Source organism: Maritimibacter dapengensis (assembly GCF_019218265.1).
In the GTDB taxonomy this organism is placed as follows: domain Bacteria; phylum Pseudomonadota; class Alphaproteobacteria; order Rhodobacterales; family Rhodobacteraceae; genus Maritimibacter; species Maritimibacter dapengensis.
This window is the reverse complement of sequence record NZ_JAHUZE010000004.1, coordinates 1-21,190: the sequence shown is the minus strand read 5'-3', so window position 1 is coordinate 21,190 and position 21,190 is coordinate 1. Positions and strand designations below refer to the sequence as shown.

23 protein-coding genes are annotated in these 21,190 nt (G+C 62.0%); 9 read left to right on the top strand and 14 right to left on the bottom strand.

The genetic code is table 11. The annotated features are described in order from the left end of the window. Positions 1-39 precede the first annotated feature (39 nt). Genes KJP28_RS15260 through KJP28_RS15240 form a run of 5 tightly spaced genes read right to left on the bottom strand, consistent with a single transcriptional unit; the run spans position 40 to position 3,745 of the window. Entirely contained in the window at positions 40-663 is a 624-nt protein-coding gene (locus KJP28_RS15260) for a LysE family translocator (RefSeq protein ID WP_218393500.1), read from the bottom strand. Further along, positions 660-1,034, bottom strand: coding sequence for a GFA family protein (locus tag KJP28_RS15255; RefSeq protein WP_218393499.1), 375 nt, complete (start codon positions 1,032-1,034; stop codon positions 660-662). The genes KJP28_RS15260 and KJP28_RS15255 overlap by 4 nt, the downstream gene beginning before the upstream one ends. Beyond that, positions 1,031-1,489, bottom strand: coding sequence for a GAF domain-containing protein (locus tag KJP28_RS15250; RefSeq protein WP_218393498.1), 459 nt, complete (start codon positions 1,487-1,489; stop codon positions 1,031-1,033). Before KJP28_RS15250 ends, KJP28_RS15255 begins: the two co-directional genes overlap by 4 nt. Continuing rightward, the gene (locus tag KJP28_RS15245) at positions 1,486-2,517 is read right to left on the bottom strand and encodes an alpha/beta hydrolase (protein WP_218393497.1); all 1,032 of its coding nucleotides are present in this window, start codon (positions 2,515-2,517) and stop codon (positions 1,486-1,488) included. Before KJP28_RS15245 ends, KJP28_RS15250 begins: the two co-directional genes overlap by 4 nt. A 49-nt stretch (positions 2,518-2,566) precedes the next feature. Then, positions 2,567-3,745 (bottom strand): acetyl-CoA C-acyltransferase, encoded by a 1,179-nt coding sequence (locus KJP28_RS15240; RefSeq protein WP_218393496.1) that lies wholly within the window; start codon positions 3,743-3,745, stop codon positions 2,567-2,569. Positions 3,746-3,838: 93 nt separating this feature from the next. On the opposite strand from KJP28_RS15240, the gene KJP28_RS15235 reads away from it, so the two are divergent. Both KJP28_RS15235 and KJP28_RS15230 read left to right on the top strand, forming a co-directional pair. After that, positions 3,839-4,183 carry an STAS domain-containing protein gene (locus KJP28_RS15235; RefSeq protein ID WP_218393495.1) on the top strand — a complete coding sequence of 115 codons (345 nt, stop codon included), beginning with the start codon at positions 3,839-3,841 and terminating at the stop codon, positions 4,181-4,183. Continuing rightward, positions 4,173-4,682, top strand: coding sequence for an ATP-binding protein (locus tag KJP28_RS15230; protein ID WP_218393494.1), 510 nt, complete (start codon positions 4,173-4,175; stop codon positions 4,680-4,682). Before KJP28_RS15235 ends, KJP28_RS15230 begins: the two co-directional genes overlap by 11 nt. Before the next feature lie 299 nt (positions 4,683-4,981). On the opposite strand, the gene hspQ is transcribed toward KJP28_RS15230, so the two are convergent. Then, positions 4,982-5,308 carry a heat shock protein HspQ gene (hspQ, locus tag KJP28_RS15225; protein ID WP_218393493.1) on the bottom strand — a complete coding sequence of 109 codons (327 nt, stop codon included), beginning with the start codon at positions 5,306-5,308 and terminating at the stop codon, positions 4,982-4,984. A gap of 82 nt (positions 5,309-5,390) precedes the next feature. Between hspQ and KJP28_RS15220 the strand changes: the two genes are divergently transcribed. Further along, a complete protein-coding gene (locus KJP28_RS15220) occupies positions 5,391-6,272 on the top strand; it encodes an AEC family transporter (protein WP_218393492.1) in 882 nt (293 codons plus the stop codon). 73 nt (positions 6,273-6,345) lie between these two features. Beyond that, positions 6,346-6,936 carry a transglycosylase SLT domain-containing protein gene (locus KJP28_RS15215; protein WP_218393491.1) on the top strand — a complete coding sequence of 197 codons (591 nt, stop codon included), beginning with the start codon at positions 6,346-6,348 and terminating at the stop codon, positions 6,934-6,936. Here KJP28_RS15215 and KJP28_RS15210 read toward each other — a convergent pair. Next, entirely contained in the window at positions 6,933-8,159 is a 1,227-nt protein-coding gene (locus KJP28_RS15210; RefSeq protein WP_218393490.1) for an FAD-dependent monooxygenase, read from the bottom strand. The genes KJP28_RS15215 and KJP28_RS15210 overlap by 4 nt on opposite strands. Before the next feature lie 84 nt (positions 8,160-8,243). On the opposite strand from KJP28_RS15210, the gene KJP28_RS15205 reads away from it, so the two are divergent. From KJP28_RS15205 to KJP28_RS15190, 4 genes are all read left to right on the top strand, one after another. Further along, positions 8,244-9,575: an amidase gene (locus KJP28_RS15205; RefSeq protein ID WP_218393489.1), complete on the top strand. Its 1,332-nt coding sequence runs from the start codon at positions 8,244-8,246 to the stop codon at positions 9,573-9,575. A gap of 158 nt (positions 9,576-9,733) precedes the next feature. Then, a complete protein-coding gene (locus KJP28_RS15200; RefSeq protein ID WP_218393488.1) occupies positions 9,734-10,918 on the top strand; it encodes an aminotransferase class I/II-fold pyridoxal phosphate-dependent enzyme in 1,185 nt (394 codons plus the stop codon). A 14-nt stretch (positions 10,919-10,932) separates the two neighbouring features. Continuing rightward, positions 10,933-14,007 (top strand): DNA translocase FtsK, encoded by a 3,075-nt coding sequence (locus tag KJP28_RS15195; protein WP_218393487.1) that lies wholly within the window; start codon positions 10,933-10,935, stop codon positions 14,005-14,007. 109 nt (positions 14,008-14,116) lie between these two features. Beyond that, complete coding sequence (locus KJP28_RS15190; protein WP_218393486.1) at positions 14,117-14,719, top strand: LolA family protein; 603 nt, start codon at positions 14,117-14,119, stop codon at positions 14,717-14,719. An 18-nt stretch (positions 14,720-14,737) separates the two neighbouring features. Here KJP28_RS15190 and KJP28_RS15185 read toward each other — a convergent pair whose 3' ends face one another. From KJP28_RS15185 to KJP28_RS15170, 4 genes are all read right to left on the bottom strand, one after another. Beyond that, on the bottom strand, positions 14,738-14,920 hold the full coding sequence (locus tag KJP28_RS15185; protein ID WP_218393485.1) for a Trm112 family protein: 183 nt from the start codon (positions 14,918-14,920) through the stop codon (positions 14,738-14,740). Beyond that, positions 14,917-15,558 (bottom strand): LON peptidase substrate-binding domain-containing protein, encoded by a 642-nt coding sequence (locus KJP28_RS15180; protein ID WP_218393484.1) that lies wholly within the window; start codon positions 15,556-15,558, stop codon positions 14,917-14,919. The genes KJP28_RS15185 and KJP28_RS15180 overlap by 4 nt, the downstream gene beginning before the upstream one ends. A gap of 4 nt (positions 15,559-15,562) precedes the next feature. Continuing rightward, entirely contained in the window at positions 15,563-16,477 is a 915-nt protein-coding gene (trxA, locus tag KJP28_RS15175) for a thioredoxin (protein ID WP_218393483.1), read from the bottom strand. A 77-nt stretch (positions 16,478-16,554) separates the two neighbouring features. Next, entirely contained in the window at positions 16,555-17,343 is a 789-nt protein-coding gene (locus tag KJP28_RS15170) for an exodeoxyribonuclease III (protein ID WP_218393482.1), read from the bottom strand. A 184-nt stretch (positions 17,344-17,527) separates the two neighbouring features. Between KJP28_RS15170 and KJP28_RS15165 the strand changes: the two genes are divergently transcribed. Beyond that, positions 17,528-18,469 (top strand): phytanoyl-CoA dioxygenase family protein, encoded by a 942-nt coding sequence (locus KJP28_RS15165; protein ID WP_218393481.1) that lies wholly within the window; start codon positions 17,528-17,530, stop codon positions 18,467-18,469. Positions 18,470-19,148: 679 nt separating this feature from the next. Here the strand turns inward: KJP28_RS15165 and KJP28_RS15160 are convergent. The 3 genes from KJP28_RS15160 to KJP28_RS15150 all read right to left on the bottom strand — a co-directional run. After that, a complete protein-coding gene (locus KJP28_RS15160) occupies positions 19,149-19,916 on the bottom strand; it encodes a TIM barrel protein (protein ID WP_218393480.1) in 768 nt (255 codons plus the stop codon). Beyond that, complete coding sequence (iolB, locus tag KJP28_RS15155; RefSeq protein ID WP_218393479.1) at positions 19,913-20,719, bottom strand: 5-deoxy-glucuronate isomerase; 807 nt, start codon at positions 20,717-20,719, stop codon at positions 19,913-19,915. Before iolB ends, KJP28_RS15160 begins: the two co-directional genes overlap by 4 nt. Before the next feature lie 12 nt (positions 20,720-20,731). Beyond that, positions 20,732-21,190: thiamine pyrophosphate-dependent enzyme (locus KJP28_RS15150; protein WP_255552429.1), on the bottom strand; the 459-nt coding region annotated here is incomplete at its 5' end.

Sequence of the window (21,190 nt, the reverse complement as noted above, 5' to 3'; positions counted from 1 at the left end):
GGGCGTTTGGCAGAGCGGATGAAGGGGTGCAAGCCCCGGTCAGCCACGCGCACCCTGAACCGCCAGCCGCGCCGCGAGGCCGATATAGACGACCGCGCCGATCCGGTTCAGAAGCCGCGCATGCCGGGCAAGCTGCGCGCCGAGCTGGCCGGCGGCCACCCCGTAGGCCGCCGTGACGAAAAACCCGGTGGTCGCGAACAATGTCCCCAGAATCAGGATCTGCGCCCACACCGCTCCGGCTTCGGGCGCAGTGAACTGGGGCAACAGGGCGAGAATGAACAACGCCACTTTCGGATTGAGCGCATTGGTCAGAAAGCCGCGCCCGATCGCCCGGGACAACTCCGTTGCACCCCTGCCCCGGTCCGGCGGCGGCGCGCGCCACGCCCGGATCGCAAGATAGACAAGGTAACCTGCCCCGGCCCAGCGCACCAAATCATAGGCCACAGGAAACGTCGTGAGCAGAGCCGACAACCCGACTGCAGCGAGCAACGTGTGAAGCAGACCGCCCAAAGCGACGCCCAAAGCAGCCGCCGCACCCACGCGCGGCCCGCCTGACAATCCCGACGCGGTCGCGAACATCACATCCGGGCCGGGTGTCAGGTTGAGCAGCAATCCGGCCCCCACGAAGGCAAGCACCGCAGCAGGATCGAGCCCCAGGATCATCCACGCTCGCTTTCCGGGATCTCGTAGTAATCCCCCTTGTCCTCGACGTAGATGTGCCGATCGGTGACAAGCCCCGTGGGTAGGTCGAGAGTGCCGGAGCCGATCGACGTCTTTCCTTCGCCGTCCATCTGCCAGAACATCGACGACCCGCATTCGGAGCAGAAACCACGCCGGGCGGTCTTGGACGAGCGGAACCAGCGGAGATGATCTTCGCCCTCGATGGTGAGCTTGGCGTCATCCGCCTGAGTGGCGGACCAGTAATGGCCGGATGTCTTGCGGCATTGTGTGCAATGGCAGGCCACCGAGGGGCGCATCGGCCCACTCACCTCGTAACGAACCGCACCGCACAGGCAGCTTCCGCGATGTGTCATGCCGAAACCTCCTTGAACACGTCCGTGAGGATAGCCGCGAGAGCACCGGCGTCCTCCTCGGTAAACGCGTCCGGCTGATCGCTGTCCAGATCGAAGACGCCCAGAAGCACACCCGCCCCATTTACCACGGGCAGCACGAGCTCGGATCGGGTCGAGGCAGCGCAGGCGATATGTCCGGGAAAGGCCTCCACATCCGGGACGAGCTGTACCTCCCGCGTCCGCGCCGCCGCACCGCACACACCTTTCGCAAAGGGGATATCAAGGCACCCGTGTCCGCCCTGATATGGGCCTATCTTGAGCATGTCGGGGCCCGTGACACGGTAGAACCCAGTCCAGTCGAATCTTTCGTCGGCGTGATGCACCTCGCAAGCGATCGTCGCCATGAGCGCGATCATATCGGTCTCTCCCTGGGCCACCGCACGGATACGGCCGCCGAGTTCGTGGTAGTCGATCATGTGGAAAAACTCCTTGCCAACCACGCGATCGCCGCGTCTCGTGCCTCCCGACCCTCACGGATCACCTTGGTCAGTGAAAGAAACGCGTGGACCTGACCTTCGTATCGCAAGAGCGTCACGGGCACCCCGGCCCGTTCAAGGGCTTCGGCATAGGCGATACCATCATCCCAGAGTGGGTCGTGACCACCGACGATGATGAGCGCCGGTGGTTGGCCCACGTGAAGCGGGGAAAAGAGTGGCGACAGGCGCGGCACTGTGCGGTCCTGCCCCTCCGGGAGGTAATGCTCGAGAAACCATTCGATCCGTTTGCGCGGCAAAAGTGGCTGGTCGGCCAAGGTTTCCATCGAACGGGATTCAAGCCGACCGTCCACCGACGGATAAATCAAAAGCTGCCCGCGCGGCATAGGAGCGCCTGCTTCTTGCAAATCGTGCATTAGCACCGCGGCCAGGTTTGCGCCTGCACTGTCGCCTCCGACGATCAACTGCGCCGGCTCGATCCCCAGGTCTGCGGCGAGCAGCGACCGATAGGCTGCGAGAACATCGTCCGGCGCATCGGGAAACCGCCTCTCCGGCGCGAGCACATAATCGTAGGAGATGACGCGGATCCCGGCGTCCTTCGCGATATGCCCACACAGCCCGTCATGAGTATCTATGCCGCCCTGCACCCATCCGCCGCCATGGAGATAGAACAGCGTATGCAGCGCCCCGTCGGGGTCGCCATCGGAAGGCACATAGACACGGGCGCGACGCGGGCCGAATGCACCCGCGATTTCAATGTCGCGCGTGACCACGTCGTCCGGGCAGGGCTGGTCGAACTTCGCCGCCATGTTCGAAAGCTGACGGCGGCTTTCCTCCACGCTTGGCATTGCGTCGGGGTCACGGAGCAGACTGACGAGCGCACTTGCCGCCTGCGCCTCGGCGTCTATGCGCCGCCCATCCACCACCGGGCGATGCCCGACCAGCATGCGGGTAATGGCGGTTGGCGCGATCACCTTGAGCAACGCCCAGATGGTTTTTGCTTTCGACATTGGAACCTCTCACAGGTGCGTCACGACAGACCGGAACCGATCGCGACGATCAGATCAGTTCGATCGCGATCGCCGTGCCTTCGCCCCCGCCGATGCAAATCGCCGCCACACCCCGTTTCAAGCCGCGTTTTTCGAGCGCGTTGAGGAGTGTCACCATGATTCTTGCACCAGATGCGCCGATTGGATGACCCAGTGCGCAGGCTCCGCCGTTCACGTTCACCTTTTCGCGCGGCAGGGCCATTTCCTGCATGAACGCCATCGGGACGACCGCGAAGGCTTCGTTCACCTCCCACAGGTCCACGTCGTCCGTGCTCCACCCGATCCGATCCAGGAGCTTCTTCGCCGCCGGAACAGGGGCGGTCGGGAACAGTGCAGGTGCCTGCGCATGGCTCGCATGCCCAAGGATCCGCGCGCGGACCTTCAGCCCAGCCTTGTCCGCTGCCGCGCGGGACGCCATGACCAACGCCGCCGCGCCATCGGAAATGGACGAGGAATTGGCTGGTGTCACGGTGCCGCCCTCGCGAAACGCGGGTTTGAGCTGCGGGATCTTGTCGGGCCGCGCCTTGGCCGGTTGTTCGTCTTCTGAGATCATCGTCTCGCCTGTGCGGGCCGAAACGGTCACGGGGGCGATTTCACCTTCGAAAGCACCGGATTTCTGCGCCTCGAGCGCATTGTTCAGGGACCGAATGGCGTATTCGTCCTGTGCCTCGCGGGTGAACTGGAATGCTTCGGCGCAATCCTCTGCGAAAGTCCCCATGAGTCGGCCCTTGTCATAGGCGTCTTCCAACCCGTCGAGGAACATGTGGTCGATGACCTGACCATGGCCGATCCGTGCACCACCGCGCATCTTCGGCAGGAGGTAGGGCGCATTGGTCATGCTCTCCATACCGCCCGCGACCACGACGCCGGTGTGGCCCAGCGCAATCTGATCGAAGGCCACCATGGCGGCCTTCATGCCCGAACCGCACATCTTATTCATTGTCGTTGCCGGCACCTCTTCGCCCAGCCCGGCGGCGAAACCGGCCTGCCGCGCAGGTGCCTGCCCCTGACCCGCCGGGAGCACGCAGCCCATCAGAAGTTCTTCGACCTGATCCGCTTGCGCGCTGGCGTCTTCGAGCGCGGCGCGAATTGCGGTGCCGCCCAGATTTGCTGCCGAGACGTTCGCGAAATCGCCTTGAAACCCGCCCATCGGCGTGCGTGACGCACCCGCGATCACAACCTCATCCATGTCGACCTCCCATTTGTCGAAGCCCGCTTACCGATTGGTAACGAAGCCCATCTAGTGTTGCGCACATCAAAACGTTCGTGAAGGAGAATGGCAATGGAGCTAAGTGTTCGGAATGTCGGCGACACCCGCTTCATTCGCGTTGAGGAAAGCAGGATCGACGCTGCCATCGCCATTCAGTTCAAGGACAGGATGCGCGATCTGGTGAGTGATGCTCCGGGGCGCGTCGTGCTCGACCTTGCGCAGGTGGGCTTCATCGATTCCTCCGGTCTGGGCGCAATCGTCGCCGCGATGAAGCAGGTCGACGCACCGAAGTCCTTCGAATTGGCGGGATTGACCCGGTCCGTGCAAAAAGTCTTTGCGCTGACCCGGATGGACCGCGTCTTCACGATCCACTCAGACGCAACCACGATCGAGGATGGCTTGGCGGATGCTGGCTGAGGGGCCCAATTTCACGGGCGGTGCACGAGAGAACGCATTGGCGATGCACTTGGTGGGCGGCGCGGGGCTACATCTGATCTTCCCGGCGGGAGAACGTGAGGTTCGACGCGCTTTGACGACGTCGGTAGCGGTTCTTCGCGGTATGGGGATTGGCCAAGATGCGGTGGAATTCGCCGAAATCGTGCTGGCCGAGGTCCTCAACAATGTCGTCGAACATGCATTCGCGGATCAGGGGCGCGGACTCGTCGAGATCGAGGTTCGACATGACACCGATATTCTTCATGTCACGGTGCGGGACGATGGCGTGCCGATGCCGGGCGATTCACTTCCGCGCCCGAAACCGCACGACCTGAACGTCGAGCCCGGGAACCTGCCGGAGGGCGGATTCGGCTGGTCGATCATCCGCGACCTCGTGCAGGATTTGACCTATCAGCGGGATGGGACGCGTAATGAAATCACTTTCGGCCTCAACCTCGCCGAACTTGAAGACAGTCAATGATCGCCGTCGTGGAACGTCGTGGCTCACGAAACTTTTGCCGACTGCGGCCGATCCGGCATGTGCTTCCACGCTAAAGGCTTCATTTACCAAGATATGTCGAATTGCCCCCAAATTGCCCGATTGGTTCCCAAACGCGGACAGAATGGAGAGTCATTTCTGGTCGTGTAGCTGCAATGGCTTCCCTCGGTGCCGCGTGTAACAGCCCCCACCCAGTGCGCGGTACCGAGGTTCATTGTTCGCACAATTCCCAGACCCGATCGTATCGAGCCCGCGCGCTCTTCCAAGTGCGGGGTGGGTGTTCAGTTCAGCTGAAAATGGAGCGGGTAGTGCCCGTCTTCGAAATCACCGAAGAGATCATCTACATCCGGGTGATGGACCGGTTCGCCCGAGAAATCTTCGACCAGATTCTGCTCGGAAACGTAGGCCACGTAGTAGCTTTGGTCGTTCTCGGCGAGCAGGTGGTAGAAAGGCTGGTCTTTTGAAGGACGGCTTTCTTCCGGAATTGCTTCGTACCATTCATCGGTGTTCGAAAACATGGCGTCCACATCGAAGATTACCCCTCGGAAGGGGTGCTTGCGGTGGCGCACAATTTGGCCGAGATGATATTTCGCGTTCGTTTTGAGCATGGTGTAACAGTCCCTCCCCCACTAGTAATCACTCGCATGGTCCCTGTCCATGCGATGGGGGGTAAATCGTGGGAAACAGATTGTGAACCTTGCACTTACAGTGATCGAAATCACCGCGCCGGTGTTCCTACTGGCGGCAATCGGGTTCGTCTGGATCAAGACGGGTCATGAGTATCGAATCGAGTTCGTGACCCGGCTCGCGATGACCTTGGGCGTTCCCGCGCTGATCTTCACCGCGTTGATGAACACCGAAGTCGAGCCAGCCGCGCTGACCGCAATTTCGCTGGCCGCCCTGACTGGCTACGCCGCCCTCACGATCATCTTTTTTGCCGTCATAAAGATTGCGCGGCTGGATGTTCAGACATTCCTCGCGCCTCTCATCTTCGGCAACACCGGCAACCTCGGTTTACCGCTCGCGCTGTTCGCCTTCGGAGACGTGGGGTTGGATTATGCGGTCGTGGTCTTCGCTGTCATGGCGATCGGTTCCTTCACCTTCGGGCTCTGGCTCGTATCCGGCGGTGCATCCCTGGGCACCATCGTGCGAGAACCGATCGTCATCGCGACGCTTCTTGGTGCACTTTTTCTCGTCATGGGCTGGGAAACGCCGCGGTTTCTGACCAATACGCTCGAACTCGTCGGTCAGCTCGCGATTCCTCTCATGCTGATCACGCTCGGCGTGGCAATCGCCCGGCTCACGCCCGCGGGCATTCCGCGAGCGGTGATTCTGGGAATCGTCAAAGCGGGTGTTTCAATCGGCATCGGTTGGATCGTCGCGCGCTTTTTCCAGCTCGAACCAACCGCCTTTGCTGTCCTGGTGGTCCAGCTCGCAACGCCGGTCGCGGTAACGTCCTATCTGCTGGCCGAGAAATACGGGGCGGATTCCGACGCGGTGGCGGGCCTCGTCGTGACCTCGACGCTCATCTCGATTGCCGCGCTGCCCCTGACACTGGCCCTTTTCGTCTGAAACGAGACCGCCATTCCCAAGCGCCACGCATTGCGCTATGGTGACAAAAAACAAAACACATAAGCGAGGGGCAATGAGCAGCTTTCTTCGCGCAACCGTAACGACGATCCTGCTGGCGACACTTGTGGCCTGTGGCGGCAACTATTCCGCGCCGCGCGACCTCGACGATGCCTGTGCGATCGTGCGCGAGCGCCCGAAATATCACCGCGCCATGCAGGCGACCGAGAAAAAGTGGCACGTTCCAGTCCCGGTCCAGATGGCGATCATCTACCAGGAATCCAAGTTCATCGGGAACAACCGGACGCCGATGAAATACACGCTCGGAGTGATCCCGATGGGGCGTCAGAGTTCAGCATACGGTTATGCCCAAGCGCTGGACGGCACGTGGGAGGATTACCAGAAAGAAGAGGGCGGACGGCGCGCAAAGCGCGACAATATCCGCCACGCGACGGATTTCATCGGTTGGTACATGGATCAGAGCGAGCGTGACCTCGGGCTTCCGAAATCGGACGCCAAGAGCCATTACCTCGCCTACCATGAGGGTCGCACCGGCTACCAACGCGGAAGCCACAACAGCAAGACCTGGCTCTTGCGGATTTCAGACGAGGTGGCGGAACGCGCGATCACCTACGACGTGCAGCTACGGTCCTGCGGCAAACGCTAGATCTGACGACCTTGCAGGAGCTTCGGGACGTCGCCGGTCAGCCCGGCGGCCTCCCGGATGAAACCGCGCCGGAGAGCCGGGAACGCATTGACGACGCCGAGCCCGACGTCGCGTGCGACGCGCAGAAACGGATTGTCGTTCGAGAACAACGTGTTGGTCGCTTCGGTGGCTAAGACCATCTGGGTCACGTCGAACCGTCGCCATTGCTGGTATCGCTCGAGAACGTCGACGCGCCCGAAATCTTCGCCCCGCCGTTTCGCGAGGGTCAGAACCTCGGCCAAAGCGCCCACATCCTTGAGCCCGGCATTGAGCCCCTGCCCCGCGATCGGGTGCATCCCATGGGCCGCATCGCCGACCAGGGCGAGGCGATCGGAACAGAACGCGTTCGCAACGGTCAGATTGAGCGGATAGGTGAAACGCTTGCCCGCGAGCGAGATGTTTCCAAGGAAGTCACCGAAGCGCGGGCGCAGGTGCTCGAGATAGCCCTCGTCGTCCAACGCCTGGATTCGCGCCGCCTCGTCATGGGTTTCCGTCCAGACGATCGAGCATTGATTGCCCGGGAGCGGCAGGATCGCGAGAGGGCCGGCGGGCATAAAGAACTGGTGCGCCGTGCCATGATGCGGTTTTTCGTGCGCGATGGCACAAACGAGCGCGGTCTGACCATAGTCGTGGCCCGACCGCCCGATCCCGGCGCGTTCTGCGGTGCCCGACCGGCGACCGTCGCAACCGACCAGAAGGCCTGCCGTTATACGGCGGCCGTCCGACAGAGACACCGTAACGCTGGCCGGTCCGATTTCCTGATCCGTCACGCTCGTCTTGTCGATCAACGTCACCTTGGGATGCGCCGTCACCGCATCGAGAAACGCGCGCGACAGGAACCGATCCTCGACCATGTAGCCCATCGGACCTTCGTCGATCTCGGCATGGTCGAATTCGAGCACGAACGGTCCGGGGCCCTGCCCGGGTTTGCCGTCGGAAATCTTGATCTCCAAGAGCGGCGTGGCATTGGGCGCGACCGCATCCCACACGCCGATTGCTTTCAGCAAGCGCTGAGAAGCAAGCGCGAGTGCATAACCTCGTCCGTCGAACGCGTCTTCGCCCCGCGTGCCGGACGGAAGCGCGTCGATGACGGTCACGTCAAAGCCAGCGTCGCCAAGCGCCAGCGCGAGTGCGGGGCCGTTCAGCCCACCACCCACGATCACGATATCAGTGTCGAATGTCATGCGCGTTTTCTGCGCTTTACGCGCGGGATTGTCCACGGCAAGGTGCCCCGCTAGCCTGCGACAAATCGAAAAAAGGGGCGGAAGATGGCTGACTGGTTGCGGATGAGCGCAGGTGATCTCGGACGCGGGATCGACAAGGGCGAGATCGACCCGGTTGCGCTCGCCGAAGCCTATCTCGACGCGGCGGAGGCGCATGAGTTCGGCGACAGGATCTATGCGCGTCTCACACGCGATCGGGCGCTGGCCGAAGCCGAAGCGGCTGCGAAACGGGCGCAGGCCGGCCAACGCGTCGGACCACTCGACGGTGTGCCGGTATCCTGGAAAGACCTGTTCGACACCGCTGGCATCGCGACCGAGGCCGGGTCCGCCCTGTTGAAAGACCGGGTGCCGAGCGAAGATGCGAAGGTCGTAAAATCAGCTACATTTCAGGGGCTTGTCAGCCTTGGCAAGACACATATGTCCGAGCTCGCCTTCTCCGGTCTTGGCTTGAACCCGATCACGCAGACACCCCCCAACGTGAACGACCCGGCACTTGCGCCCGGCGGGTCCTCATCGGGCGCCGCGACGTCGGTCGCGTTCGGGCTGGCCGCTGCCGGGATCGGGTCCGACACGGGCGGGTCGGTCAGAGTTCCGAGCGCGTGGAACGATCTTGTCGGGCTGAAGACGACCCACGGAAGGTTGTCCCTTCATGGCGTCGTGCCGCTGGCGGCCAAGTTCGACACGGTCGGCCCCCTTTGCCGGACCGTAGAGGATGCCGCGCTAATTCTTGCCGCACTCGAAGGCGGGCGCGCCGCGGATCTTGAAGGCGCATCGCTTGGAGGTCTCCGGCTTCTCGTGCTCGAAAACGCGATAGCGGAAAGCCGCGACGCGCCGGTTGCCGCGTTCGAGACGGCCTTGTCGAAACTTTCGGCGTATGGGGCGCAAATTGATCGACGCAAGATCCCGGTGCTCGAAGAGGCACAAGGGCTGTCCGCCGTGCTTTACACGACCGAAGCCTATGGCACGTGGCGTGACCTCATCGAGGCCGACCCGGACGCCATGTTTGCCCAGATCCGCGAACGGTTCCGTGCAGGGGGTGAGGTCGCAGGGGCCGATTATGTCGCCGCTTGGCGACGGCTCGACGCGATCCGCGCCGAGGTGCGGGCCGAGGTCGCCAGTTACGATGCCATCGTGCTCCCCACCACGCCGAACATGCCGCCCGACGCCAAGCGCCTGATGGAAGACGAGGCCTATTACGTCTCGGAAAACCTTATGACACTGCGAAACACCCGATATGGAAACCTTCTCGACGGTGCCGCGCTCACGCTTCCGACCGGTACACCCGGCGCAGGCATCATGTTCGTCGGCAAGGTCATGGGCGAAGAGCGATTGCTGCGCCTTGGCGTTGCCGCGGAAAAGGTGCTTGGCGGACGGTGAATCGAGCCATACGAAAACAAAAAAGCAACATATCGCTTGCCGAAACCCCTTGGAATCCCGCCTTTTTCTGGACCTGCAGGGCTGCGCGGTCTATCGTGGGAAAAAATCGGGGCGAAAAAGACCCCGGATAACGAGGCAGTAACAGGCGAAGTCACCCGATGACAGCGTTTCCCGAGCGGTATTCCGGCTTGCCCGAATATGCGTTTCCGCGGCTGCGGAGCCTTCTCGACGCCCATGCGCCGGGGGGTGAGGTCGTGCATATGACCATCGGCGAACCGCGCCACGACATGCCCGCATTCATTTGCGAGATCATCGCGAACAAAACTGCGGATTTCGCGAAATATCCACCGAACGAAGGCACGCCGGAGCTGCGCAAGGCGTTCTGTGATTGGGCAAATACGCGTTACAACATCGCGCTCGACCCCGAGACCGAAGTCATGCCTTTGAACGGCACGCGCGAGGGGTTGTTCAACGCAGCCCTCGCGCTGTGCCCGGAAAAAGTGCGCGGCAAGACGCCCGTCGTGCTCATCCCCAACCCGTTCTACCAGGTCTATGCGGTCGCGGCCGTGACGGTTGGCGCGGAGCCGGTTTTCGTGTCGGCCACGCCGGACAACGGGTTCCTGCCGGATTATGCGAGCTTGCCGCCCGAAATCCTCACGCGGACCGCTATTGCCTATATCTGCTCTCCGTCGAACCCGCAGGGCGTTGTCGCGGACCGGGATTATTGGGCGAGCCTGATCGCGCTGGCCGAGAAATACGATTTCCGCATCTTCGCGGACGAATGCTATTCCGAGATCTACCGGGACACTCCGCCCCCCGGTGCGATGGAGGTCGCCAAGGAGTTCGGCGCAGACCCGGATCGCGTCGTGATCTTTCATTCGCTGTCGAAACGGTCGAACCTGCCGGGACTGCGGTCCGGCTTCGTCGCGTCCGGCGCTGCGACGATCGACGCGATCAAACGCCTGCGCGCCTATGCCGGTGCCCCCCTCCCCCTGCCGCTACAACACGCGGCGGCGGCAACGTGGGCGGACGAAACGCATGTGGAGGCATCGCGCGCACTCTACCGCGAAAAGTACGACATCGCGGATGCGGTTTTCGCCGATTATCCGGGATACCTTCCCCCGCAGGCCGGGTTTTTCCTCTGGCTTCCTGTCGACGACGGGGAAGCGGCAGCGATGAAGCTCTGGACAAAAACAGGCATTCGGGTGCTTCCCGGCGCGTATCTCGCGCGGGACGTGGACGGGGTGAATCCCGGCAGGAATTACATAAGGGTGGCGCTGGTCGCCGCGAAAGAAGAGATGCAACGCGCGTTGGAAACGATGCGCGATTGCCTCCGTGATTGAGGACGAGGACGAACATGGCATATCAGCTTAGAGAACGGGATCCGATTTTCGACGAAGCCACGCAGGCGATGATCGAACGGCGAAGCAAGGAGCTTCTCGGCCTCGGCCTTCTTGCCGTCGCCATCGTGATCGGCCTGATCCTCGGAACCTACAGCCCCGAAGACCCGGGCTGGATGTCGGCGACCGAAGGCCCGGCGCAGAACGCGCTGGGGACGGTCGGAGCTACAATCGCATCGCCCCTTGCCATCATCCTTGGATACGGGGCCTGGGGTTTCGCGGTTGTCTTCGCGGGATGGGGCGTTCGGTTCATCCTGCACCGTGGCGACGATCGCCTCGTGTCGCGCGCTATTTTCGCGCCGATCGCGATCGCCCTCACCTCTGTCTATGCCTCGACACTCGTGCCCCCTGCGACCTGGACACATTCCTTCGGGCTGGGCGGGTTGTTCGGCGATACGGTGATGGGGGCGGTCCTTGGCGTCCTGCCGGGGTCTGCCGCCTTCGGATTGAAACTCATGGCGCTCATCCTGTCGGGCTTCACGGTCCTGGTCGGGTTGTTCGCGCTGGGCTTTACCCGTCCCGAAATCGCGAGCGTGGCGCGGTTCCTCCTGCTTGGCGTCGTCATGACATATGCAGGCTTGGTGAAGCTGAGCCGCGTCGGGCTTCGAGGCGCGGCGAAAGGGGCAGTCGCGGGGATCACGAGTGCGGCGGGCATGGCCCGCAGCGCAAAGAGCTGGCAGGCCGCGCGCCGCCAGGGCGCGGCATCATGGACGCAGGCGGACGACGTGGCCCTGATCGACGACGATGGACAATTCGATGCGCCGCCGCCGCTGTCCAACAACCGGGTCATCCGTGCCGAACCGCCGTTGGAAGCCCCCCGTGCCCCGCAAGCGGCACCTGCGCCCGCGCCGGAAACACCTGCACCGGAACCGCGCGGCGGCCTGCTCTCGCGCGTTCCCGGCCTGATGAAAAGGCAGCCCGAGCCGGAGCCGGAGCTCATGGACAACACGTTCAACGGGGCCGATCCCGCGCCGCAGAACCCGGATCGCATTTCCGCCAAGATCGCATCGGCGCTCAAGAACCGGACGGCTGCAATGGCAGGTATCGCGCCCATGCCGGATGAGCCGCAGGCTGCTCCCACGACATCCCAGATGATCGCAGACGCAGCGGCGCGAGCCAAAGCCCGGCAGCCTGATCCCGCCATGCGGATCGAACCGCCGGTCATGCGCGGACAGGCCCCGGCAGGGCAGGTTCCCATGCCTTCCGAGCCTCCGGTCGAGGATCCGAACATCTTTGCCGGTATCCCCCAGGAAACGGCAGGCATGGACCCGATGCTGCTCGATCCCGAGATGCATCATTATCAGCCGGAACCTCAGGGCGAATGGGCGTCGCAGCAGGACGCGGACTACATGCCGGAGTATGACGTGCAATACGCGCCCGCCGCCGAGCCAGATATTCCGCCGATGCCGTCGCCCAAGAAAGTCGTCCAGCATCCGCCGAAAAAGGCAATCCAGCCGTCCTCCCGCGCAATGGCCGAGGCTCAACCGTCGCTCGCTTTCGATGTTCGCGACCAGGTGGAATTCGAACTGCCGCCGCTCTCACTTCTGACCAATCCGGTCAACATCGAACGCCATCACCTGTCGGACGAGGCGCTCGAAGAGAACGCGCGGATGCTGGAAACCGTGCTCGACGACTACGGCGTGAAGGGCGAGATCGTTTCGGTCCGCCCCGGTCCCGTCGTCACGATGTACGAGCTTGAACCTGCGCCGGGGCTCAAGGCCTCCCGCGTCATCGGCCTTGCCGACGATATCGCCCGCTCCATGTCCGCCCTGTCGGCCCGTGTGTCGACCGTGCCGGGGCGTAGCGTGATCGGGATCGAACTTCCCAACGCGAACCGCGAAAAGGTGGTGCTGCGCGAAATCCTGTCGGCCCGCGATTTTGGCGACACGAACCAGAAGCTTCCGCTGGCGCTCGGCAAGGATATCGGCGGCGATCCCATCGTCGCGAACCTCGCCAAGATGCCCCACCTGCTCATCGCAGGGACCACCGGCTCGGGTAAATCCGTGGCGATCAACACCATGATCCTGTCACTCCTCTACCGGCTCACGCCCGAGGAATGCCGCCTCATCATGATCGACCCCAAGATGCTGGAACTCTCCGTCTATGACGGTATCCCGCATCTCCTCTCCCCCGTCGTCACTGACCCGAAAAAGGCGGTCGTCGCACTCAAATGGGTCGTGGGCGAGATGGAGGAGCGTTATCGCAAGATGTCCAAGATGGGCGTGCGCAACATCGACGGCTACAACGGTCGGGTCGAGGATGCGCAGGGGCGCGGCGAGATGTTCTCGCGCACCGTCCAGACGGGCTTCGACGAAGACACCGGCGAACCGATCTTCGAGACCGAGGAATTCGCGCCCGAAAAGATGCCCTATATCGTCGTCGTCGTGGACGAGATGGCCGACCTGATGATGGTCGCGGGCAAAGAAATCGAGGCCTGCATCCAGCGTCTTGCACAGATGGCGCGGGCCTCCGGTATCCATATCATCATGGCGACGCAACGCCCGTCCGTCGATGTCATCACCGGCACGATCAAGGCGAACTTCCCGACCCGGATTTCGTTTCAGGTCACATCGAAGGTCGACAGCCGCACGATCCTTGGCGAACAGGGTGCCGAGCAGCTTCTGGGCATGGGCGATATGCTATACATGGCCGGCGGAGCGCGGATTACCCGCGTTCACGGCCCCTTCGTCTCGGACGAAGAGGTCGAGGAAATCGTCACCTACCTCAAGACGTTCGGGCCGCCGGAATACATCGGCGGCGTGGTCGAAGGGCCGGATGACGACAAATCCGATGACATCGACGCGGTCCTGGGCCTCAACACCGGCGGCAACACGGGCGGTGAAGATGCGCTTTACGACCAGGCGGTCGCAATCGTCATAAAGGATCGGAAGTGTTCGACCTCCTACATCCAGCGCAAGCTTGGCATCGGCTACAATAAAGCCGCCCGGCTCGTGGAACAGATGGAAGAAGAACAGCTGGTCTCGCCCGCCAACCATGTGGGCAAACGCGAAATCCTGATCCCGGAACAGTGATCGGTTTGAAAGCCTGAAAACCCGGCCTGTTATCGCTTATCAGGCCGGGTTTCGCTTATCCTGGGCACAGCGGGATGGATTCCCGCGCTTACAGGATTACATAACCGCCATGAACAGACGCACATTCGCTCTCGCCCCGCTCGCTCTTCTCGCCCTGTCCGCCCCGGCCATGGCCGAGAAATTGTCGCTCAATACTCTGTCGTCCTATCTCAACAGCCTGACGACGGCACAGGCCGAGTTCACCCAGATCAACGCCGATGGCACGATCTCGACCGGCAACATCTACATCAAGCGGCCGCTTCGGGCGCGGTTCGAATACAATCCGCCCGAAAACACGCTCGTTCTGGCGGCCACCGGGCAATTGGCGATTTTCGATTCCAAATCCAACACAGGGCCCGAGCAATACCCGCTCGCCCGGACGCCGCTTAACCTCATCCTTGCCCAGAATGTGGACCTTGGGCGGGCCGGGATGGTCGTTGGTCACGATTATGACGGCACTGCCACCACGGTCACGGCGCAGGACCCGGAGCACCCGGAATACGGTAACATCCAGCTCATGTTCACATCGAACCCGACCGAACTTCGCCAATGGATCATCACCGACGATACGGGTCAGCAGACCACCACCGTGCTGGGCGAGCTCAAGAAGGGCGGTCAGATGAGCGACCGCTTGTTCTCGATCGTGCAGGAAGTCGACAAGCGGAAACGCTGACCGGAAGGGCGCGCTGGCTCACGCTTCGATCTTGCGCGCCTCATCGACGAGCATGATCGGAATGCCGTCGCGGATCGGAAAGGCCAGATTCGCGGATTTCGACAGGAGTTCCTGAGCCTCTGCGTCGTATTCCAACGGCCTTTGCGTGACCGGACAGACCAGCGCCTCGAGCATGTGGCGGTCGAATTCGACGTCGTTCATTGCAGACCTCCTTCCGTTCCGCCCCGCCCCGATGCGAGCGCGAATTCCATCAAGGTGACGAGCGTCTCGCGCCGGGTCGTGAGCGAGGGCGCCTCGAGCAGCGCCTGCTTGTCCTCGGGGTCGAACGGGCAGAGCATCGAAAGTGAATTGATCAGCAATTCTTCCTCGGCTTCCTTCAGGCTTTCCCAATCGGTCGAAAGCTCGGCAACGTCGAAATACCGCACCAAAAGCGACAAGAACGCGTCCCTCTGAAACGCCTCGTCCTTTTCGGCGCGCCCAAGATCACGTTCGAACCCGTCCCAGCTCAATTCAGCCCGGCGGTAGGGCGCGAAGCCTTCGAGTTCTTTTTTCAGACGGAATCGGCTCACCCCGGTCAATTGCACCATATACCGATGGTCGTCGGTTTCCGTGAACGAAGTGATCCGCCCCGCGCAGCCGATCGCATGAAGCCGCTCGCCCGAATTTACCGCAGGCTGGATCATACCGATCAGCCTTCCGTCCGTCTTGATCGCGTCGTCGAACATGGCGAGGTATCGCGGTTCGAAGATGTTGAGCGGAAGCCGACCGCGCGGCAGGAGAAGCGCGCCGGGCAACGGAAATAGCGGCAGAACGTCGGGGAGATCGGCGCGGGGGATCATCGCATCAGACGAGGATCAGCGACGACAGTTTGCGACGACCGTTCAGCGCAACCGGATCATTGGGCGCAAGCGCCTCGAATATCGTGAAGAGTTGTTGCTTGGCCGCGCTCTCGTTCCACTCCCGGTCCCTCCGGAACAGCTCCAGCAGTTCGGCAACGGCACCCTCGGCATCGCCCGAAGCATACAGCGCCTGCGCAAGGTCGAACCGCGCTTGGTGATCGTCACCGTCCGCTTCGACCTTGGCCCGCAGGTCGTTGACCGGACCCGCGTTTTCGGCCTGCCGGGCCAGTTCGATCTTGGCATGGATCGCCTCGACCTCGGGAGCGTGGCTGACCTCGGCGGGAATACCGTTCAGGAAGGCCTCGGCCTCGTCGACGTCCCCCTTCGCGAGGTGGCAATTGGCGATTCCGGCATAGCCCGCAGCGAGACTCGGGTCTTCTTCGAGAATGGCTGCATAAACCTGGGCCGCATCATCCACTTCGCCTGCTTCAAGCATCTCGTCCGCGGTGGAAAGCGCATCGGCCAACCCGTCACCGCCGTCGCCGCCCATCGCGGCGATCTTGGCGACGAATTCCTTCACCTCGCTCGGCGGCAGGGCACCTTGAAACCCGTCGACGGGCTGCCCGTCTACGAATGCATAAACGGTGGGGATCGACTGGATACGAAGCTGGGCCGAGATCTGCTGGTTCTCGTCCACGTTGACCTTGGCCATCTTCACCTTGCCGCCCTGTGCATTCACGGCCTCTTCGAGCGCCGGTCCTAGCTGTTTGCACGGACCGCACCAAGGCGCCCAGAAATCGACGATGACCGGCGCCTGCTTGGACGCTTCGATCACGTCCTCCATGAAGGTCGCCTCCGAGACGTCCTTGACATGATTGCCCGGCGCGGCGGCCCCGTTACCTTGTCCCAATTCCAGCATGACTGGCTCCTAAATCTGTGTCGTGTCCAATATGGGCGCGCTCGGACGCCGCGCCAACCCCGGCAGCTTGTCGCGGCTCAGAGGTCGAAGGTCGCGAAGACCGGCGCGTGATCCGACGGTTTCCCCCACCCGCGCACATCGCGAAGGATGCGGCTCCCGTGGCCCGCATTGGAAATATCCGGCGTGGCCCAGATGTGATCCAACCTGCGCCCCTTGTCGGCAGCGTCCCAATCCGGGCTGCGGTAGGACCACCAGCTATACAGGTTGCCTTCGGGAATGTCCTGCCGTGTAATGTCGACCCAGTTGCCCGCATCCTGTGCTTGCGCAAGATGCTCGACCTCGACCGGCGTATGGCTCACCACCTTCAGAAGCTGTTTGTGATTCCAGACATCATCTTCGCGCGGGGCGATGTTCAGGTCTCCGACCAGAATGGATTTCTGCGGCTTCTCCGCGTGGAACCAGTCGCGCATCTCGGTGAGATAGTCGAGCTTCTGCCCGAATTTCTCGTTCACCTCGCGGTCGGGTTTGTCCCCTCCCGCCGGCACATAGAAGTTGTGAACCGTCACCCCGTTCTCAAGCGTCGCAGCGACGTGGCGGGCATGTTTCAAAGCCGCGAAGTCCTTGTCGCCCGCGTCCACGATCGGCAACTTCGACAGGATCGCCACACCGTTGTATCCCTTCTGCCCACGCGCCACGATGTGCTCGTAGCCCCGCGCCTTGAATACATCGAGCGGGATCTTCTCGACCGGGCTCTTGCATTCCTGAAGGCACAATACGTCCGGCGCTTCTTCGGCCAGGAGACGCGACACGAGATCGGCGCGCAACCGCACGCTGTTGATATTCCAGGTGGCAAGTGTGAAGGACATGGATACTCCCGCTGAGATTCGCGGGCACCCTAACGAGGCGCCTGCGACAGTTCCAGCCGCAACATTACAAGTGACATTACAGCTTGTGCGGCGCGGAACACGGCACCGTGATTCCGGGTTGACGGACCACGCCCGCCGAGCGGGACGAGACTTGAAGAGTGCAAATTCAGAGAGGATCGAAAGCATGAATATCTCAACGCATATGCCGCCATACGACACGGTAGACGCCTATCCGACGCGACACCCCGACAAAGAACAGATCATCGAACGCGCTGACCCGGTGCTCTGGTCCGAATGGCATGAAGGCGCACCCATTTCACGTGACGAAGCGACCCGTTACGCCAAGAACGGCTACCTCGTGCGCCACGACATGTTCGCCGACGACGAACTCGACCTGATGGTGGAGACAGCACGCGGTCTGCGCGACACTGATCCGGCCGAGCGACCCGCGGATTTCGTGACCGAGCCGGGCTCAGACGATGTGCGCACCGTATTCCGGCTCGACGAACATTCCCCCGTCTTCGCCCGCCTTGCCGCCGATACGCGCCTTGCCGGTGTGGCCGAGTTTCTGCTGAACGACCGGGTGTATCTCCACCAGTCGCGGCTCAATTACAAACCCGGCTTCAAGGGCAAGGAATTCTACTGGCATTCCGACTTCGAGACGTGGCACGCCGAAGATGGTCTGCCCAGGATGCGGTCCGTTTCGGCCTCTGTCCTTCTGACGGACAATTCCCGGCTGAACGGCCCGCTTCTGTTGATCCCCGGCTCTCAGAACGAGTTTATCGCCTGCAAGGGCGAGACACCGGACAACAACCACGAAAGCTCGTTGAAGGCGCAGGAGGTCGGGGTGCCGCAGCCCGAGACGATTTCGAAATTCGCGCGTGACCTCGGGCTCGACGCGGCATCGGGGCCGACCGGCACGGTGGTCTTCTTCGACTGCAACACGCTGCACGGGTCGAACGGGAACATCACGCCGGATCCGCGCTCGAACGCGTTCTTCGTTTTCAATTCGATCACTAATCGGCCTGTCAGCCCCTTCGCCGCGGCGAAACCGCGCCCGGCCTGGCTGTCGAACCGGGACCGGATCATGCCGATCGACACGATCGACGGCCCGATTACACGGTGAGAACCGAGAGCGGCCCTGCCTGCTTCGGGCCAACAATAAATGACCCGGCGCGAAGCCGGGTCAGTCCAACTGGGTCTGGCCGGAACCACTAACTTTGTAAATTTTATCAATATCTTAACGGATAGTAATGTGAAACCGGGGTCAGCCCACCAATCATCTATTGCCCTTTCGACTCAAATATTTGGCCAGTGGGTTGGTCCCAAAATCCTGAAGGAATGGGTGCAATTTGCGGGTTGGCCTGCTCGCTCGATCCCTGTTCTGACGTCGGGCACCACAAGTGAACGTGCTGGGTCAACGTGACCCGAAATGTCGCTTCCTGGATCTTGCCGTCCCTCAAATGCGAGCCTTCAACGCGTGACACTTCCGGAAACCTGGTGACGCGTTCGTAACTGCCCATACACCAAGCGCCGGCGTAGCGACGTTTTCGGTGAAAATGTTGTCCGATGTGACAGATGGTGCCGAGAGTGTCGTGCCCCGTGCTTCGCCGGTAGGTCCGTAAACCAGTCACGCGGCGCCGTTTCCTTGGGAAACATACTGGTCTTTACTGTCCTTGCTCCGAACATCATGCGGTGGCTGGACAGAGACTTATGCACCGTATTGAACGGAGTTACGCATTATGTTCTGCAAATGAATATGAACGGAATGCGTCAATTCGCGTTTTGTATCAGCGCGTTTTGTATCAGATCGACAATAGCTTGAACGAGGATTCTATGCTGTCTCGGTTCGGCGCCCAGATCAGATTTGGCTCAGTCAATTCAAAGGAAAACGTGCCGGAATAGCCGGCTTCGATGAAGCGACACACCTGTCCCATGTTGTCGCAGCGATCTTCGAAATCGACCAGTATTCTGTGCCCATCCTGCGCAGCATCCAGAGGAACCTCGGCATTCGAAATCCCTGAGATATGTACGATGCCAGTGTGCTGGGGAAAAATCTCGGTTTCCCCTGCGATGGCATGCTGGAACGTGTCGTGAACCAACTTAAAGCCACCCACGGCCTCGATTGCCTCGACAAGATCCGCCTTGCCGCGAATGGAAGAGCTTTCGAACCCAATCGGCTCGATAAGGGGCACCACCCCCGTGCCTTGGACCATCGGGAGGATATCGCGCATGACGTCGCGCAAGTCGCGTGTCGGACGATCGTCCACTGTCGGGATCAAGCTGATCGTTTCCGCCCCACAGGCCACGGCCACGTCGATCAGTTCTTGAATTTGCGTCGCCCGTTCATCGTCCCACACGTTGAACCCATAGACTTCGGACAGACCCAGAAGCCTGAGCCCACGCGCCCGCGCCATTTCGGCGGCGACCGCCGGGTCCGCCCCATCGAAAAAGGGCCGCCCCAGATCGTTGCGCGGCTCCACGCCGACACAGCCCAGATCAGCGGCCAGATCGAGAAACGCTTCGAACGGCAGATCGCGCGCTGTCTTCTGGTTCAACGCGCGGCGCGTCATGCGTCACGGTCCATGATCCATTTGACGGCCGGATCGGGGATGAAGCGCCATTTGCGCAGCGGGCCCGCCATGACGTTGAGGTAATACATCTCGAAGCCGTAAGGCGCGCCGCAGGGATGGTGCCCGCGCGGAACACAGACCACATCGCCGTCCGAGACGGCCATCGTTTCATCGAGCGTGCCGTCCTCGGTATAGACCCGCTGGATGCCGAAGCCCTGTGCCGGGTTCAGGCGGTGGTAATAGGTCTCTTCGAGGTAGGTGATGTTCGGGAAGTCGTCTTCGTCGTGGCGGTGGCTGGGGTAGCTCGACCAATGCCCATCGGGGGTGAACACCTCGGTGACGAGAAGCGAGTCGCAGTAATCCTCGGCCTCCATCGCGATGTTGTTGATGTAGCGCGTGTTCACGCCCTTGCCGCGTTCGGTGAGCGTGATGCCGTCCGGCCCGATCCGTCGTGCTTCGTGGCCCGAGTGACCCGGTGCCGCGCAGACGGCGATGGTGCAATCCGTGGTAGCTGTCGCCTCCCACGCGTCGTCATTGGGGACGTAGAGACAATGCGGCGGCGTCCTCTCGAACACGTTCATCCGCTCGCCCAACTCGCCCCAGTCCTGCCCCGCGGCGGTAAATTGCGCCTTGCCCTCGACCATGACGAGGATCACTTCATTGCCGCCCGTCGCCTCGGACACCGTTTCACCGGGGCGCAGACGGTAAAGCCCGAACCCGACATAGCGCCACCCGGCGCTTTCGGGCGTGATCTGATGCACCTTACCATGTGTGCCGAAGGGCTTTTTCAGAAGGTCAGCCATGGTCACATCTCCTCAGTTCACCAGCCGCGCTTTTGCGATCTGTCCCAGATATTCCTGATAGCGGTCGACCTGCTTTTGGCGGGTCGAGACTTCGGGCACGGCCACGTCCCAGAACGCGCCGTGCTCTCCTGCTTTGGTCTCGAGCCCGGTGCCGGGGAAGTCGTTGGCGATGGTTTCGATCACGATCACCGTCGGGATGTCGCGGTCCCGTGCCGCTTCGATCTCGGCCTCCAACTGATCGGTATCCTTGGCCATGACCGCGTGCGCTCCCATGCTCGCCGCGTGGGCGACGTAGTCGATCTCGGGCTGCACCTCGACGTTGCAGTCGACATACATGTTGTTGAAGGGCTCGCCGCCGCAGCCCATCGTCTGAAGCCGGTTGATGCAGCCGTAGCCCCGGTTGTCGGTCAAGACGACCGTGAACGGCACCCGGCGCATCACCGCCGTCGCCAGTTCGCTGTTGGCCATCAT

Coding starts and splice junctions, on each gene's coding strand:
- KJP28_RS15260 (WP_218393500.1), bottom strand. CDS start 663: ATGATCCTGGGGCTCGATCCTGCTGCGGTGCTTGCCTTCGTGGGGGCC.
- KJP28_RS15255 (WP_218393499.1), bottom strand. CDS start 1,034: ATGACACATCGCGGAAGCTGCCTGTGCGGTGCGGTTCGTTACGAGGTG.
- KJP28_RS15250 (WP_218393498.1), bottom strand. CDS start 1,489: ATGATCGACTACCACGAACTCGGCGGCCGTATCCGTGCGGTGGCCCAG.
- KJP28_RS15245 (WP_218393497.1), bottom strand. CDS start 2,517: ATGTCGAAAGCAAAAACCATCTGGGCGTTGCTCAAGGTGATCGCGCCA.
- KJP28_RS15240 (WP_218393496.1), bottom strand. CDS start 3,745: ATGGATGAGGTTGTGATCGCGGGTGCGTCACGCACGCCGATGGGCGGG.
- KJP28_RS15235 (WP_218393495.1), top strand. CDS start 3,839: ATGGAGCTAAGTGTTCGGAATGTCGGCGACACCCGCTTCATTCGCGTT.
- KJP28_RS15230 (WP_218393494.1), top strand. CDS start 4,173: ATGCTGGCTGAGGGGCCCAATTTCACGGGCGGTGCACGAGAGAACGCA.
- hspQ (WP_218393493.1), bottom strand. CDS start 5,308: ATGCTCAAAACGAACGCGAAATATCATCTCGGCCAAATTGTGCGCCAC.
- KJP28_RS15215 (WP_218393491.1), top strand. CDS start 6,346: ATGAGCAGCTTTCTTCGCGCAACCGTAACGACGATCCTGCTGGCGACA.
- KJP28_RS15210 (WP_218393490.1), bottom strand. CDS start 8,159: ATGACATTCGACACTGATATCGTGATCGTGGGTGGTGGGCTGAACGGC.
- KJP28_RS15205 (WP_218393489.1), top strand. CDS start 8,244: ATGGCTGACTGGTTGCGGATGAGCGCAGGTGATCTCGGACGCGGGATC.
- KJP28_RS15200 (WP_218393488.1), top strand. CDS start 9,734: ATGACAGCGTTTCCCGAGCGGTATTCCGGCTTGCCCGAATATGCGTTT.
- KJP28_RS15195 (WP_218393487.1), top strand. CDS start 10,933: ATGGCATATCAGCTTAGAGAACGGGATCCGATTTTCGACGAAGCCACG.
- KJP28_RS15190 (WP_218393486.1), top strand. CDS start 14,117: ATGAACAGACGCACATTCGCTCTCGCCCCGCTCGCTCTTCTCGCCCTG.
- KJP28_RS15185 (WP_218393485.1), bottom strand. CDS start 14,920: ATGAACGACGTCGAATTCGACCGCCACATGCTCGAGGCGCTGGTCTGT.
- KJP28_RS15180 (WP_218393484.1), bottom strand. CDS start 15,558: ATGATCCCCCGCGCCGATCTCCCCGACGTTCTGCCGCTATTTCCGTTG.
- trxA (WP_218393483.1), bottom strand. CDS start 16,477: ATGCTGGAATTGGGACAAGGTAACGGGGCCGCCGCGCCGGGCAATCAT.
- KJP28_RS15170 (WP_218393482.1), bottom strand. CDS start 17,343: ATGTCCTTCACACTTGCCACCTGGAATATCAACAGCGTGCGGTTGCGC.
- KJP28_RS15165 (WP_218393481.1), top strand. CDS start 17,528: ATGAATATCTCAACGCATATGCCGCCATACGACACGGTAGACGCCTAT.
- KJP28_RS15160 (WP_218393480.1), bottom strand. CDS start 19,916: ATGACGCGCCGCGCGTTGAACCAGAAGACAGCGCGCGATCTGCCGTTC.
- iolB (WP_218393479.1), bottom strand. CDS start 20,719: ATGGCTGACCTTCTGAAAAAGCCCTTCGGCACACATGGTAAGGTGCAT.